Source organism: Amycolatopsis regifaucium, from assembly GCF_001613935.1.
In the GTDB taxonomy this organism is placed as follows: Bacteria; Actinomycetota; Actinomycetes; order Mycobacteriales; family Pseudonocardiaceae; genus Amycolatopsis; species Amycolatopsis regifaucium.
On record NZ_LQCI01000003.1, the window covers coordinates 178544 to 193494 of the forward strand.

16 protein-coding genes are annotated in these 14951 nt (G+C 69.0%); 8 read left to right on the plus strand and 8 right to left on the minus strand.

Annotated features, from left to right (window positions below; all coding sequences use genetic code 11):
* Positions 1-177: 177 nt before the first annotated feature.
* On the minus strand, positions 178-1335 hold the full coding sequence (locus tag AVL48_RS04625) for an ATP-binding protein (RefSeq protein ID WP_061984580.1): 1158 nt from the start codon (positions 1333-1335) through the stop codon (positions 178-180).
* The gene (locus tag AVL48_RS04630) at positions 1332-1991 is read right to left on the minus strand and encodes a response regulator transcription factor (RefSeq protein ID WP_061984582.1); all 660 of its coding nucleotides are present in this window, start codon (positions 1989-1991) and stop codon (positions 1332-1334) included. Before AVL48_RS04630 ends, AVL48_RS04625 begins: the two co-directional genes overlap by 4 nt.
* Positions 1992-2103: 112 nt before the next feature.
* Between AVL48_RS04630 and AVL48_RS04635 the strand changes: the two genes are divergently transcribed.
* The 5 genes from AVL48_RS04635 (at position 2104) to AVL48_RS04655 (ending at position 6929) form a co-directional block, all read left to right on the plus strand.
* On the plus strand, positions 2104-2658 hold the full coding sequence (locus AVL48_RS04635; protein ID WP_061984584.1) for a hypothetical protein: 555 nt from the start codon (positions 2104-2106) through the stop codon (positions 2656-2658).
* On the plus strand, positions 2655-3755 hold the full coding sequence (locus tag AVL48_RS04640) for a peptidoglycan-binding protein (RefSeq protein WP_061984586.1): 1101 nt from the start codon (positions 2655-2657) through the stop codon (positions 3753-3755). Before AVL48_RS04635 ends, AVL48_RS04640 begins: the two co-directional genes overlap by 4 nt.
* Positions 3752-4438, plus strand: a complete 687-nt coding sequence (locus AVL48_RS04645) for an ABC transporter ATP-binding protein (protein ID WP_061984588.1) — start codon at positions 3752-3754, stop codon at positions 4436-4438. Before AVL48_RS04640 ends, AVL48_RS04645 begins: the two co-directional genes overlap by 4 nt.
* Positions 4435-5649, plus strand: coding sequence for an ABC transporter permease (locus AVL48_RS04650; RefSeq protein ID WP_061984591.1), 1215 nt, complete (start codon positions 4435-4437; stop codon positions 5647-5649). The genes AVL48_RS04645 and AVL48_RS04650 overlap by 4 nt, the downstream gene beginning before the upstream one ends.
* 92 nt (positions 5650-5741) lie before the next feature.
* Complete coding sequence (locus AVL48_RS04655; RefSeq protein ID WP_061984592.1) at positions 5742-6929, plus strand: glycosyltransferase 87 family protein; 1188 nt, start codon at positions 5742-5744, stop codon at positions 6927-6929.
* Between the two features lies 1 nt (position 6930).
* Here the strand turns inward: AVL48_RS04655 and serC are convergent, their stop codons facing one another.
* A complete protein-coding gene (gene serC / locus AVL48_RS04660) occupies positions 6931-8058 on the minus strand; it encodes a phosphoserine transaminase (RefSeq protein ID WP_061984594.1) in 1128 nt (375 codons plus the stop codon).
* A gap of 115 nt (positions 8059-8173) precedes the next feature.
* Here serC and AVL48_RS04665 point away from each other — a divergent pair, with 115 nt between their 5' ends.
* Together AVL48_RS04665 and AVL48_RS04670 are read left to right on the plus strand one after the other, a co-directional pair.
* Positions 8174-8491 (plus strand): hypothetical protein, encoded by a 318-nt coding sequence (locus tag AVL48_RS04665; RefSeq protein WP_061984596.1) that lies wholly within the window; start codon positions 8174-8176, stop codon positions 8489-8491.
* Positions 8491-9000: a hypothetical protein gene (locus AVL48_RS04670; protein ID WP_061984597.1), complete on the plus strand. Its 510-nt coding sequence runs from the start codon at positions 8491-8493 to the stop codon at positions 8998-9000. Before AVL48_RS04665 ends, AVL48_RS04670 begins: the two co-directional genes overlap by 1 nt.
* Here the strand turns inward: AVL48_RS04670 and AVL48_RS04675 are convergent.
* From AVL48_RS04675 to AVL48_RS04695, 5 genes are read right to left on the minus strand one after another with little or no spacing between them, the layout of a single operon-like run.
* Positions 8997-10343: a serine hydrolase domain-containing protein gene (locus tag AVL48_RS04675; protein WP_061984599.1), complete on the minus strand. Its 1347-nt coding sequence runs from the start codon at positions 10341-10343 to the stop codon at positions 8997-8999. The two genes, AVL48_RS04670 and AVL48_RS04675, sit on opposite strands and share 4 nt — an antisense overlap.
* 14 nt (positions 10344-10357) lie before the next feature.
* Entirely contained in the window at positions 10358-10978 is a 621-nt protein-coding gene (locus tag AVL48_RS04680) for a response regulator (protein ID WP_061984601.1), read from the minus strand.
* Complete coding sequence (locus tag AVL48_RS04685; RefSeq protein ID WP_061984603.1) at positions 10975-12135, minus strand: sensor histidine kinase; 1161 nt, start codon at positions 12133-12135, stop codon at positions 10975-10977. The genes AVL48_RS04680 and AVL48_RS04685 overlap by 4 nt, the downstream gene beginning before the upstream one ends.
* Entirely contained in the window at positions 12132-12956 is an 825-nt protein-coding gene (locus tag AVL48_RS04690; protein WP_061984605.1) for an ABC transporter permease, read from the minus strand. Before AVL48_RS04690 ends, AVL48_RS04685 begins: the two co-directional genes overlap by 4 nt.
* Positions 12953-13792 (minus strand): ABC transporter ATP-binding protein, encoded by an 840-nt coding sequence (locus tag AVL48_RS04695; RefSeq protein ID WP_143104894.1) that lies wholly within the window; start codon positions 13790-13792, stop codon positions 12953-12955. The genes AVL48_RS04690 and AVL48_RS04695 overlap by 4 nt, the downstream gene beginning before the upstream one ends.
* Positions 13793-14057: 265 nt before the next feature.
* On the opposite strand from AVL48_RS04695, the gene AVL48_RS04700 reads away from it, so the two are divergent.
* Entirely contained in the window at positions 14058-14951 is an 894-nt protein-coding gene (locus AVL48_RS04700; RefSeq protein ID WP_061984609.1) for an endonuclease domain-containing protein, read from the plus strand.

The following is a 14951-nucleotide window of genomic DNA, read 5'->3' on the forward strand; positions in this document are numbered from 1 at the left end:
TGCTCTTCACCTTTGTGGGTGTCCACGGTAATCCGGCGCGTCGGCTTGACGTGTGAGGCGCGCCGATGTCATGTGTCCTGCTCACTATTTTGTTCATGGCAGCAAGTGCATTCTGCTGGAGCAAGCCGCGGTCCGCCGCGTGACGCGCTGGACACGCACAGTCACGATCGGGGGAATCTACGGCAGGCGCACCCGGACGACCAGCCCGCCGCCCCGGCCGCCGGGTTCCGCGCCCGCGGTTCCGCCGTGCGCCTGAGCGATGGACCGGACGATCGACAGCCCCAGCCCGGCGTTGCGCGAGTCGCCGGTCCGGTCGCCCGAAAGCCGCCGGAACGGTTCGAACAGCGCGGGCACGGCGTCCAGCGGCACCTGCGGACCGGTGTTGCGCACCACCAGCGCCGGGTCGCCGCCGAGGTCGACATGGACACAGCCGCCCTCGCGGTTGTAGGTGATGGCGTTGTGCGCGAGGTTCGTGACCAGCCGCTCCAGCAGTACGGGATCCCCGGACACCGTCCGCGGTCGCAGCCGCGACTCCATGGTGACGCCCGCCTCTTCGGCCATGTTCGAAGCCGAGCGGAGCACCGTCGCCACGATCTCGTCCAGCCGGACGGGGGCGCGCGTGGCCAGGCCGCGATCACTGCGCGCGAGGACGAGCAGGCCCTCGATCATCCGTTCGCTGCGTTCGTTGGTGTAGATGAGGTGCTCGCCCAGTTTCCGGAGTTCCGGGCTGACGTCGGGATCGGCCATCGCCACTTCGACCAGCGTGCGCTGCACCGCGAGCGGGGTGCGCAGTTCGTGGGAGGCGTTCGCGACGAAGCGTTTCTGGCTGTCGAACGACACGGCGAGCCGGTCGAGCATGCCGTCGAAGGTGTCGGCGAGTTCCTTGAGTTCGTCGTCGGGGCCGTCGAGGTCGATCCGCCGGTCGAGGTTCTCCGCCTCGAGTTTCCGCGCGGTCGACGTGATCGCGTGCAGCGGCCGCAGCACGCGGCTCGCCATCAGCCAGCCGAGCAACACCGCGAGCGCGCCCGCGATCGCCAGCGCCACCAATGATTGCCACAACAGTGTCGAAAGGACATCCGAGCGGTACTCGCCGAGTGAGGTCGCCACCAGTTGCGTGGCCTGGGCGCGCTCCACGGGAAGGATGGTCGTCGTGTCCAGGGGGTACGCGCGCTGGACCGCGATGCCCGCGGCGTCGGTCGCGAACGAGGCCGCGTCCGGCAGCGACGAGCTCACCAGCAGGTAGTTGACGATCAGCAGCGCGAGTCCGACGAGCAGGAAGGCGCCACCGTAGAGCGCCGTCAGCTTGGTGCGGACCGACAACCGGAGCGGTTTCACGACCCGAACCGGTAGCCGGCGCCGGGCACGGTCTCGATCAGCGGCGGCTCACCGAGTTTGCGCCGCAACGTCATCATCGCCACCCGGACGGCGTTCGTGAACGGATCCGCGTGCTCGTCCCACGCCTTCTCCAGCAGGTCCTCCGCGCTGACCACCGCGCCTTCGGCGCGCATGAGCACCTCCAGTACCGCGAATTCCTTGGGGGACAAGGGAAGGAACCGGCCATCGCGGGACGCTTGGTGGCGGGGCAGGTCGAGGACGACGCCGCCGCGTTCGAGCACCGGCGGCAGCGCCGGCCGCGCGCGTCGCGACAACGCCTGCACCCGCGCGACGAGTTCGGCGAACGCGAACGGTTTCGTCAGGTAGTCGTCGGCGCCGAGGCCCAGCCCGGCGACCCGATCGTTGACGTCGGCGGCGGCCGTCAGCATGAGGACCCGCGCCTCGCCGCCGGTTTCGAGCACCGCGGCGCAGACCTCGTCCCCGTGCACGACCGGCAGGTCTCGGTCGAGCACGACGACGTCGTAACCGTGCACCCCCACCCGGTCCAGGGCCTGTTCGCCGTCGTAGCAGACGTCGACGGCCATGGAGAACCGTCGCAGGCCCTCGGCGATCGTGTCCGCCAACAGCCGCTCGTCTTCCACCACCAGCACTCTCACCGGGCCAGTCTGCCCCGGGTGGGGGTAAGCGCGGCATAAGCGACTTCGCTTACCGCCCCGGAATCACCCTCTCCGTAGAAATCGGTGCGTCAAGACGACCGAAGGAGCAGCGATGCGGAAACGACCGATGGCGGCACTGATCGCCGGAGCGGTCCTCGCGCTGGTGGCAGGCTGCGGTGGCGGCGGGGACGGCGGCGACAAGGTCGCCTCGATCTCGTCGCCGCCCGCCGCCGGTGCCGGTGACGGGCAGCAGGCCGACAACGTGTCCGACGAGGACAAGAGGCGGAACTTCGCGAAGTGCATGCGTGAGCACGGGATCAACATGCCGGAGCCCAAGCGGGACGCCAACGGCCAGGACACGATCACCTTCGAGGCGGGCGACACCCCGCCCGACGAGAAGAAGATGAAGGCCGCGGACGAGGCATGCCGCAAGCTGCTGCCGAACGGCGGCGAGATCAAGCCGCCGACGCCGGAAGAGCTCGACAAGATGCGCAAGGAAGCGAAGTGCATGCGCGACCACGGCATCGACTTCCCGGATCCCGAACCGGCGGGCAAGGGCGGCGCGGCCATCGCGCTGGGCGACGCGTCCGGTGACCCCAAGAAGTTCGAAGAAGCGGCGAAGGCCTGCGGTCTCGGCATGACCATGAGGGCGGCCCCGGCGAAATGAGCGGACACGAAGGACCCGGCGGCGTGCGTCGTTCGCGGCGGGCGCGCTGGTACGTCATCACGGCGGCTCTCGTCGTCGTGGTCGGGACGGTCTCGGTGGTCGTGATGACCAGGGTGACGTCGGAAGCCGGGCAGGTCGCGAAGGCGCCGCCCCCGGTGGAGACCGCGAAGGTCGAAAAGACCGACCTGCGGGAGGAGGAAGAGGCGAACGGGACACTGGGCTACGGCGCGGAAGAGTCCCTCTCCGGCCGGAAACCGGGCACCATCACGTCTCTTCCGGCCGCGGGCACGGTGCTCTCGAGGGGCAAGGCGGTGTACGGCGTCGACGCGAAACCGGTGCCGTTGTTCTACGGCACCTTGCCGTTCTTCCGCGATCTCGCGGACGGCGCGACGGACGGCCCGGACGTCAGGCAGCTGGAAGAGAACCTGAAGGCGCTCGGGTTCGGCGGCTTCGGCACGCCCGACAAGAAGTTCACGTCGGCCACCGCCGCCGCGCTCAAGAAATGGCAGAAGTCGCTGGGCGTCGAGCAGACCGGCACCTTCGGCCAGGGTGACGCCGTCCTCGCGCCGGGCGAGATCCGGGTTTCGCAGGTCGCCGCGCAGCTCGGCGGCCCGAGCGGCGGCGAACTGCTGAAGTACACCGGCACGGAACGGGTCGTCGAGGTCAAGCTCGACGCCGCCAAACAGGCCATCGCCAAGGAAGGGGACAAGGTCGGGATCGACATCACCGGCGGCAAGTCCACGACCGGCGTGGTCACCGAGGTCGGCAAGGTCGCGGAGTCCGGAAAGGACGGTTCCGGTCAGGACGACGGCAAGCCGAAGATCAAGGTGAAGATCAAACTGGACGATCCGGCCGCGGCGGGGTCGCTCGATTCGACGCCGGTCTCGGTGCGGTTCACCAAGGAAGTCCACAGTGGAGTGTTGGCGGTCCCGGTCGGGGCGCTGCTCGCGCTCGCCGAGGGCGGATACGCCGTCGAGGTCGACGAAGGCGGCAAACGGCGGCTTGTCGCGGTGAAGACCGGGTTGTTCTCCGGCGGCCGCGTCGAGATCACCGGAACCGGTCTCGCCGCCGGGACGCGGGTGGTGACGACGTCATGACCCCGGTGCTGGCCGTGCGCAACGCCTCGCGCACCTATCCCGGTGAGGTGCGCGCGCTGCACGAGGTGACACTGTCCATCGAGGACAGGGAGATGGTCGCGATCGTCGGCCCGTCCGGTTCGGGCAAGTCGACGTTGCTGCAGCTGATGGGCACGCTCGACCGGCCGACCAGCGGTGTCATCGAACTCCGCGGGCACGACGTCGCGAAACTGCCCGACCGCAAGCTCTCGGCGTTGCGGTCGCGGTGGATCGGCTTCGTGTTCCAGCAGTTCTTCCTCAGCGAGGGAGTGAGCGCTGTCGACAACGTCGCGACGGGACTGCTGTACGCGGGGGTGCCGCGGCGGAAACGGCACGAGCGGGCGCTGGCGGCGCTCGACCGGGTCGGCCTCGCGCACCGGGCGGGCCATTTCCCGAACGAGCTCTCGGGCGGCGAGCGGCAACGGGTGGCGATCGCGCGGGCGGTGGTCAACTCGCCGTCGATCCTGCTGGCCGACGAGCCGACCGGGAACCTCGACACGGGCAACGGCGCGGCGATCCTCAACCTGCTCGCCACGTTGAGTTCACAGGGGACGACCGTCGTGATCATCACGCACGACCGGGAGATCGCGGCGGGTGTCCCGCGGCGGATCGAGTTGCGGGACGGCCGGATCCGGCTCGACACCGGAACGGGGGTGCCGGTGTGAGCGCACCCGTCCTCGACAAGACGCCGGATCCGGCCCGGCTCGGCCCGCGTGACGTGCTGGCCCTCGGCGCGCACGGGATGCGGACGCGGCCGATGCGCGCGGTGCTGTCCGCGCTCGGCATCGGGATCGGGATCGCCGCGATGGTGGCGGTGCTCGCGATCCCGGCGTCGGGCGCGAAGGCGTTGCAAGACCAGCTGGCCGCGCTCGGCACCAACCTGCTTTCGGCCGGGCCGGGCAAGACGATGTTCGGCGGCGACGCGACCTTGCCGGACAGCGCGGTGCCGATGGCGAAACGGATCGCTCCGGTGACGGCGGCGTCCGCGATCGGGACCACCGACGGGACAGTGCGGCGCACGGACAAGATCGCCAAGGACGAGACCTCCGGCCTCGGCGTCTACGCGGCGACACCGGATCTCCTCGACGTCGTCGGCGGAACGGTCCGCGCCGGGCAGTTCCTCCGGGACGCCACCCGCGACTATCCGGTCGTCGTACTCGGTTCGGTCGCCGCCGCCCGGCTCGGGATCGACCACCTCGACCAGGCGAAGCCGCCGCAGGTGTTCATCAACGGGCACTGGTTCACCGTCGGCGGGATCTTGGGCCCGCAACCGCTCGCGCCGGAGATCGAACGGTCGGCTCTGGTCGGCTGGGACGTCGCGAAGCGGCTCCTCGGCTTCAAGGGGCACCCGAGCACGGTGTACGTCCGCGCGAAGGACTCGCAGGTCGAGAACGTCCGCTCGGTGCTCGCGCAGACGATGAACCCGCAGGCGCCCAACGAGGTCGAGGTGCGTCGTCCGTCGGAGGCGCTGGAGGCGCGGAAGCTGACGGAGAACACCTACAGCGCGTTGTTCCTCGGCCTCGGCGGGGTGGCGCTGCTGGTCGGCGGCGTCGGGGTCGCCAACACGATGGTGATCTCGGTGCTGGAACGACGCCGGGAGATTGGCCTCCGCCGGGCGCTCGGGGCGACGAAACGGCAGGTCAGAGGGCAGTTCCTGGCCGAGTCGGTGCTGCTGTCCGGCTTCGGCGGGCTAGCCGGGGTGCTGGTCGGTGTGCTGGTGACGTCCGTGTACGCGCTGAGCCAAGGCTGGCCGGCGGTGCTGCCCGTCGGCGCCCTGCTCGGCGGGGTCGGGGTCTCGGCACTGGTCGGTGCGGTCGCCGGTGCCTATCCGGCGATGCGTGCGGCGCGGCTCCCGCCCACCCAAGCCCTCGCCTAGAACGCGTTTCGTCCTCTGGATGCGGTAGTTCGCGCTGCCGACTACCGCATCCAGAGGACTACTCGCGGGGAAGCGGTGGGTAATCTCGCCAGGTGCTGGTGGGATTGTCGGGGCGGAGACTCGTGGGGGCGCTGATCGCGCTCGAAGTCGTCGTGGTCGCCGTCCTGTTCACACTGAAGGTGTTCGACGGACAGGACCTCGAGGTCTACGTCGGCGGCGCCCGATCGCTCCTCGACGCCGGCGACCCGTACGGCACCTGGGTGCAGACCCACGGCGGCTGGCTGCCCTTCACCTACACGCCGTTCGCGGCAGCGGTGTTCCTACCCGGCACGCTGCTGTCCGCCGCGGTGGCGACGAGGCTGCTCGGGCTCGCGTCGATCATCGCGGGCGGGATCGTCGTGTACCTCTTCGTCGCGACGCTCAACGGCTCGCTCAAAGACCGCGCCGACGTCCGCGGCCGCGCCGTCGCCGTACTGGCGGCGATCGGGGCGCAGGCGGCGGGCGGGTTCATGGAGCCGGTCCGCTCGACGCTCGGTTTCGGCCAGATCAACACCTTGCTGATGCTGATGGTCGTGCTCGACGCCCTGCTGCCGGGACGCGCCCGCACCAAGGGACTCCTCATCGGTGTCGCCGCCGCGATCAAGCTGACCCCGGCCGTGTTCATCCTGTTCTTCTTGTTCCGCAAGGACTTCCGCTCGGCCGCGCGGGTCGTCGCCGGATTCGCCGGTGCCGGGCTGCTGATGTGGCTGATCGCGCCGAGGGCGTCGGTGAAGTTCTGGACGAACATCCTCTTCGACACCAGCCGCATCGGCGATCGCGGTTACGTCGGGAACCAGTCGCTGCGCGGAATGCTCGCGCGGTTCGGGCTCGGGTCGGCGGAGGACGTCGTCTGGGTACTGGCGGCGTTCGTGGTGGTCGCGCTGACCGCGTTCGTGATCGCTCGGGCCGCGGAACCGGTGTCCGCGCTGACCGCTTGCGCGATCGGCGGGCTGCTGGTGTCGCCGGTGACCTGGACGCACCACTGGGTCTGGTGCGTGCCGCTCCTCGTGCTGCTGGTCTGGACCCGATCGATCGTTTCGTACGCACTCGCGGTCGTGACGGTGGCGCTGTTCGTCGTCGCGCCGATGTGGCTCGCGCCGCGGCCGGCCGGGAGCTTCGGCTGGTGGCTGGCGACGGAATCCTACGTGCTGTACGGCCTTCTTCTGCTACTGGTGCTGAAATCCGTGAAGGCCTCCTTCCCTACCTTGAGAGTAGGGAAGGAGGCCTTCACGGACAGCTAGCTCAGCCCAGGCGCTCGACGACGTACTCGATGCTCTGGGTCAGCTTCGTGATGTCGTCGGGGTCGATGGCCGGGAACAGGCCGACGCGCAGCTGGTTGCGGCCCAGCTTCCGGTACGGCTCGGTGTCGACGATCCCGTTGGCGCGCAGCACCTTCGCCACCGCGGCGGCGTCCACCTCGTCGGTGAAGTCGATGGTGCCGACGACCTGCGAACGCAGCGACGGGTCGCTGACGAACGGCGTCGTGTAGCTGGTCTTCTCGGCCCATTCGTACAGCCGGGTCGACGAGTCGCGCGTGCGCGCGGTCGTCCACTCGAGACCGCCGTTCGAGTTCATCCACTCGATCTGGTCGGCCAGCAGGAACAGCGTCGACACCGCCGGGGTGTTGTACGTCTGGTCCTTGCGGGAGTTGTCGAGCGCGGTGGTCAGCGACAGGAACTCCGGGATCCAGCGGTCGCTCGCGCCGATCTCGCCGATGCGCTCGACCGCGGCGGGCGAGGCCAGCGCGATCCAGAGACCACCGTCGGAGGCGAAGGACTTCTGGGGCGCGAAGTAGTAGACGTCGAAGTCCTCGGCCTTGACCGGCAGGCCGCCCGCGCCGGAGGTGGCGTCGATCGCGACGAGCGCGCCTTCGCTGCCCTCAGGGCGGCGGACCGGCACCGCGACCCCCGTGGAGGTCTCGTTGTGGGCCCAGCCGACCAGGTCGGCACCGGCCTCGTAGGCGATCTCGGGCGCGCTGCCCGGGTCGGCCTTGACGACGATCGGGTCGGCGAGGAACGGGGCGCCCTTGGTCACCGTGGCGAACTTCGACGAGAACTCGCCGTAGGTGAAGTGCTGCGCACGCTCGCGCACGAGACCGAACGCCGCGGCGTCCCAGAATGCGGTCGTCCCGCCGTTGCCGAGGACCACTTCGTAGCCTTCGGGCAGGGAGAACAATTCGGACAGACCCGCACGCACGCGGCCGACGAGGGACTTCACCGGCTTCTGGCGGTGCGAGGTGCCGAGGTAGGTGGCACCGGATTTCGCCAGGTTGGCCAGCTGCTCGTCGCGGACCTTGGACGGTCCGCAGCCGAAGCGGCCATCGGCAGGCTTCAGGTCCGCGGGGAGGGTCAACTCAGGTGCGTCGGTCATGTGCCCAGTCTCTCAGGTCGGGACGGACCTGCTGACAGTTGGTGTCGCGTGTCCGGCATGTGGGAGCGACGAACTCGTTTCCGCCCCGTCCCGCCGCCGGGTAGCTTCTCGCCTCATGGCGACAGTGCATGAGCGTTTCCCCCTGCCTCCCGAAGCGTTGTGGCAGGCCCTTCCGAACGGGGTCACGGCGGTCAAGGGGAAGAACCCCTACTACGACGCGGCCGCCGGCTACGTCACCTTCTCCACCAGCATGGGCCTGTTCAGCTACGGGCAGACCGTCACGGTGAAGGTCGAGCGGACGTCCGAGGGCTCCGGGCTGGCGATCCAGACGAGCTTGAAGTTCGGTTTCGTCGACTGGGGTGAGGGCAAGCGCATCGCCCGCAAGTTCATCGCCGCCGTCGGAGCCGCCGTTGGGCACACTCCGGCCGTCTGATGCCCGATCCGTGGGGCCCGCGATGGGGCTTTCTGTTCCTGTACTTCCTCGCGTTCGCCGGTCACTGGATCTTCCGCGACTGGGACGACACGGCCACCATCGGCGCGATCGTCGGTTTCGTGGCGACGCTCGTGCTCGTCTTCGTCCCAGGCCTGCCGCACTGGGTGCACGGCGACCTCCCGGGCGAAACGTCCTCACCGAGGTTCCGCCAATGGTGGTCGGCGCTGCGGTTCACGATCCGGCGCCGTGAAGGCGTTCTCGACGTCGTGCTCGGCCCCTGGTCGTGGATCACCGCCACGCTGGAACCCGGCGCGGACACCGCTCGCGGCTGGGCCGTCCTCGACGGGCACCCGGCGAAGTTCGTCATCGAGAACTGCCCTGGCGAACTCGCCGAGTCGCTGCGCGAACACCGCCGGATGTGGGTCGTCGGCGACGCTCACTACGGCGATGTCCTGGTGTGTGGCGACGGCGGCCGTGAGTTCACGACCGCCGCCATCCGGTTTCGCTAGCGCCAGCCTTCGGGGTCGACGCCGCCCGGGATGGGCGCGGCCGGGTCGAACGGCGTGCGCGAGAAGATGAACGTCACGAGGTCGAGGTGGTTCGGCTTGCCGTCCGAATCCCGCCCGACCTTCAGCGTTTCGCCGGCGTAGTACCCGTCGAGGCCGATCCAGACGTCGTCACCGAGCGGGGTGAACCGCGACGCGCGGCCGGGGCCGTCGGTCGGCGCGAGCGAGAACAGGCCGTCCGGGAGCAGCCGCAGGTGGTACGGCGTCGGCCCCCAGTGCCACAGCCCGGTCAGCTCCAGCAGCTTCGGGTCCACAGTGGACGGCTGCCATTCCGCGGGCATCGCCGGTTCGTGCTGTTCGGTCAGCGTCATCAGGTCGAGGCACAGCTGCGTGATGCCGACACCGGCCGTCGAGTTCGTCAGCACCAGCGCGCCGATCCCGGCGTCGGCGTCGATCAACGAGCAGGCGAGGAAGCCCGGCATCGACCCGGTGTGCCCGGCCAGCCGCCTGCCCTGCGTGCGGACCAGCATGACGCCGAGGCCGAACCCGGTCGTCCAGGTGTCGGCGTCGTCCACGGTGACCATTTCGCGCATCTCCGCGACGGTCTCTTCGCTCAGCACACCGCCGGTATGGCCGCCGAGGAACGCCGTCCAGCGGGCGAGGTCGGTGACCGTAGACCACAGCTGGCCGGCGGGGGCCATCGCGCCCGCGTCCGGTGAGGGTTCCGGCATCAGGACGTCGGCGAAGGGGTGCACGGCGAACCCGCTCGCGTGCGCGCCTTCGGGGTGCGGAGCGGTCCGGTTCATGCCGAGCGGGCCGAGGATCTCGGCGCGGACGACGTCGAGCCACGACTTCCCGCGGTGCCGGGCCACCAGCTCGCCGAGCACGCCGTACCCGACGTTGCTGTAGTGGAACCGGCTGCCGGGACGGTGCCGCGTCGCGCCGTCTTCGAGGCTCGCGACCAGCGCGTTCCAGTCGGCGCCCACCGTGCGCTCCCACCAGGAACCGGGCGATTCCGCGGTCAGGCCCGAGGTGTGCGAGAGCAGCTGCGCGATGGTCGCCGCGCCGAACGCGGTACCGGGGAGGTGCTGTTCGAGCGGGTCGTTGAGGTCGAGCTTGCCTTCGTCTCGAAGGCGCATGACGGCCGTCGCGACGAGTGTCTTCGTGATCGACCCGAGCCGGTACTGCGTGTCGTTGTCCGGTGTCTCGCCGTCGACGCGGCCACGCGCTCCTGACCAGGCGATTTCACCGTCGCGGACGACGGCGGCGACGAGGGAAGGGGCGCGGCACGAGGATTGCTCGTGCGCGAGGCGGCGAAGCAGCGCCAGTTCGGTCGTGGCAAGCATGGGCTGCATTCTGCCTACCCGAGCAGGCCCAGCCGCATCGCGGTGGTCACGGCGGCCGTCCGGTCCGAAACGTCCAGTTTCCCGAACACCCGCAACAGGTGGGTCTTGACCGTCGCCTCGCTGATGTGGAGCGCCCGCCCGATGTCGGCGTTCGTGTCACCCTGCGCGACCAGCCGCAGGACCTCGATCTCACGCGCCGACAACGGCGACGACGTCGGATTGCGAACCCGGTTCACCAGCTTCCCGGCTACCGAAGGCGCCAGGACCGTCTCGCCGCGCGACGCCGCCCGGATCGCTCCGGCGAGCTCCGTGCGCGAGGCGTCTTTCAGCAGGTAGCCGGAGGCGCCCGCTTCGACCGCGCGCAGGATGTCCGCGTCCGTCTCGTACGTGGTGAGCACGACGACCCGCTGTTCCGGGCGGTCGGCGAGGATCTTCCGGGTCGCTCCGACGCCGTCGAGACCGGGCATGCGCAGGTCCATCAGGATCACGTCCGGCTGCTTGACCCGGCTCAGCGCCACGGCTTCGTCGCCGGAGCCCGCTTCGCCGATGACGCTCAGATCCGGTTCGGCCTCCAGCATGCCGCGCAGGCCTTCTCGCACCACCGGGTGATCGTCGACCAGCATGATCGTGATCACGCGGGCACCTCCAGTTCCAGCGTCGTCCCCGCCCCGGGGCCGCTCTCCACCTTCACCCTGCCACCGACCTGATTTGCCCTCGTCCGCATCCCCGCCAGACCGAAGCCGCCGGTGGGCTCGGCGGGGTCGAACCCAATGCCGTCGTCGGTCACCCCGAGCCGCACACCTCCGTCCATAGCGGACAGACGAAGCGAAACCCGGGTGGCGCGGGAATGCTTGCGGATATTGCTCAACGCCTCCTGCGCCCCTCGCAGCACGACGACCTCGGTGGCCATCGGCAGCGACGGCAACGGACCCTTGATCGCGATCGCCGCTTCGATCCCGGCCTCCTCGGTCAGCCGCTCGACCTGACGGCGCAAGGCTTCCTCCAGCGAAGCGGCGGCGAGTGCCGACGGCACCTGTGCCGCGACCATCGCCCGCGCCTCCGCCAGGTTCTCCCGCGCCGTCCGCGCGGCCAGTTCCAGATGGCGCCGGGCCGCCTTCGGATCGGTGTCCATTTCGGACTCGATGGCCTGGGTGAGCGTGACGATGCTGGTGAAGCCCTGCGCGAGCGTGTCGTGGATCTCGCGGGCCATCCGCTCGCGTTCGGCGGCCATGCCCGCCTCTCGCGAGAGCCGGGAAACCTCCGCCTGGCTGGCTTCCAGCTGTTCGATCAGCGCGGCGCGGGCCTTGCTCTGGTCGATGATCTGGCTCGTGTAGCGCCCGGCCAGCAGGCTGAAGACGATCAAGATCGCGGTCATCGGCAGCAGGATGCGCAAGGACGGCTGATCGAACCCGCCCCGGATGATCGAGGCCGCCGGGCCCATCAGCACCGCGGCCGTGGTGAGGATCGACGCCGTCTTCGTCGTCAGCGTCATGTACAGCACCGGGCAGATGAGGAACAGGATGAAACTCGAGGTGGTGCTGGCGAGGCTGGCGCCTGCCAGGAAGAGCATCATGACCCCGACGAACAGCCACGGCGTGTACTCGTAGTCCGGGCCTTTGATGAGGCGGCGTCCCCGGACCAGGTAGGTGACGCCGACCCCGGTCAGGCACAGGATCGCGACCGTTTTGTCCGTGGTCGTCCCGCCTTCCAGGAGCACCAAGGCCGTCGTGGCCGCGAAGGTGATCCCGAAAAGGACCTCCCAGAGCCAGAAGAACCGCTCCCAGGCGTTCATTTGCCTTCGTTCGACCAGCGGAACGTCAATTTCGCCAGCAGCAGTCCCGCCACACACCACGCCCCCAGTACCAGAGCCACCATCGGAAGTTCCCATGTTCCTGCCATTTCCTGTGTCGCCGCCTCGGCCGGCAGGAACACCGAGCGGAAGCCCTGGCAGATCCACTTCACCGGGAAGAACGAAGCGATGTCGACCATAACCTTCGGCAGATCGGTGATCGGCGTGACGAACACCCCGGAGATGAACTGCAGCGCGATGTAGATCAGGTTGGTCACCGCGACCGCGCCGCTGACCGATCTGGTCACCGAGCTGAGTGCGATGCCCAAGAGCGTGCAGCTGGTGATGCCGAGCAGGAAGACCCACAGCGCGGTCAGCAGCTTCGCCGGTTCGGTCGGCAGTTCCAGATCGAAGAGCAGGCTGCCGACGATCGACATCAGCACGACCTGCGCGACGCTCGAAACACCGACGAGGATGATCTTGCCGATGAAGTAGGACGCGGCGGGCATCGGCGTCCCGCGCAGCCGCTTGAGCGCTCCGGCTTCGCGGTCGGCGGCGAGCCCGATGCCGATACTGGTGAACGACGTCGAGACGATGCCCGAACCGATCATGCCCGCGGCCAGCACCTGGCCGGTGGTGATCGCCATGCCCGGCATCGAGGTGTTGAGCATCGAGCCGAGCAGGATCATCAACAGGGACGGGAAGGCGAAGGTGAAGATCACCTGTTCCCGGATGCGGAAGAACTGACGGAGTTCGGCGGCGCCCCGGATGAGGCCGAGCGAGACGGTGCCGGGGAGTTTGCCCGGGTGGGTCAGCGTGGTCATCGGGCTTCTCCGATCAGGTCGAGGTAGGTCTCTTCGAGTGTGGGCCGGTGGACGGTCAGCTCCGACGGCTCGCGGCCGTCGGCGGACAGCTCGCGGATGAGCTTGGCCGGGTAATGGGTGCGCTCCTGGTGACTGCCGCGTTCGTCGGCCCAGCGGACAGTGGCCTCCGCGGTCGAACGGCCGCCCAGCGTCTGCGGTGTCCCCTCGGCGACGATCCGGCCGCGCGCGATCACCGCGACGCGGTCGGCGAGTGCCTCGGCCTCGTCGAGGTAGTGGGTGGTGAGCAGGATCGTGGTGCCTTCGTAGGCGAGGCTCTGGATCAGGGCCCAGAACTGACGCCGGGCTTCGGGATCGAACCCGGTCGTGGGCTCGTCGAGGAACACCAGCTCGGGGCGCCCGATGATCCCCAGCGCGACGTCCACCCGGCGCCGCTGTCCGCCCGAAAGGTTCTTGACCCGGGCGCCCGCCTTCTCGGCGAGTCCGACCTTCTCGATGACTTCGTCGGCGTCGCGCGGATTCGGGTAGTAGCGGGCGAAGTGCCGGATGGTCTCGGCGACGGTGAGCTCGGCGGCGTCGTTGGCCGTCTGCAGCACGATCCCGAGCTTCGCGCGCCAAGCCCGGCCGGCCGTGCCGGGATCCTCGCCGAGGACGTCGACCTCGCCGGAGGTCCGCTTACGGTGTCCCTCGAGGATTTCGACCGTCGTCGTCTTGCCGGCGCCGTTGGGGCCGAGCAACGCGAACACCTCGCCCTGCTCGATGTCGAGATCGATGCCTTCGACGGCCAGGTGACCCGGGTACTCCTTGCGCAACCCGCGCACCTTCACTGCGGTTTTCATACGTTGATGGTGCTTCGGCGACCCCCTTCGCCGGGACGTCCGCAGGACTGAACCCGGCTGTCCACCGTTCGATGGACACCGGTGTCGTCCCCGACCCGCTGTCACCCCCGCATTTCGTCCTCTAAATGCGGTAGTTGCGTGTGCAAGTACCGCATTTAGAGGACGAAATGCGGGGTTGTGCACAGGGATGAGGCGTTGTGGACAGGTGCCGAGAAGATGATCTTGAAAGCCGGGTGGTGACGTCGACGGATGTCATCGTCGGTTCGTGTCAAGAAACCACTACGCGACGGCCTGCGAGTTCTCCGGCCCCTTTCGCGGCAGCCATGCCGTCAGCGAAGGAGACCTCACCCGTGCCCAGCTCCGTTCGGGGCCTTACAACCGGCTCTTCCAGGACGTCTATGTCCCGATAGGGATCCCTCCGGATCATGAGCTGCGGTGCAAGGGCGCGCTCCTCGTCGCGCCCGAAGGCGCGGTGCTGACCGGGTGCTCGGCCGCGACGGTGCGCGGATTCCCGTTCTCACTCGAAAGCGATCCCGTGGAGTTCGTCGTGCCCGAACAGAAAGGCTTCCACAGCCTGAGCGGAACGCGTCTCCGCCGGACCAGGCTTCTCGGCCAGGATTTCGAGCCGTGGCGAGACGGCCTGATCGCCACCCCGCTGCGCATGACGCTGGACATCCTCACCGACACGCGGCTCCGCCGGTCGTTTCCCCGCGTCGTCGGGTTGCTGGACGTCTTGCTCCACGCGGGATTCGTCGAGCGCGACGAGCTGGAGGCGTACCTGGCACCTCGTCGTGACAACGGCATCGTCCGGGCACGTGAGGCCTTGGCGTTCTCGGACGGGCGAGCGGAGTCCATCCCCGAGTCGGAGGTCAGAGTATGGCTGAGACGCAACGACATAGCGGCGGAGCCTCAGGTGGAGGTCTATCGCGGAACACAGTTCCTCGGCAGGCTCGATCTGGCGGTCCGTGAGGCCAAACTCGCCATCGAGTACGACGGTGCGTGGCATCTCGAAGGCGACCAGCCGCGTCTGGACGCGCACCGGCGGGCGTTGATCGAAGCGGAGGGCTGGGAGTTCGTCGTCATCGCCAAGGAGGAGCTCTACGCCGATCCGCGGGCGATGGTCCGCCGGGTGCGGGCGGCCCTTGACTACCGCATTTAG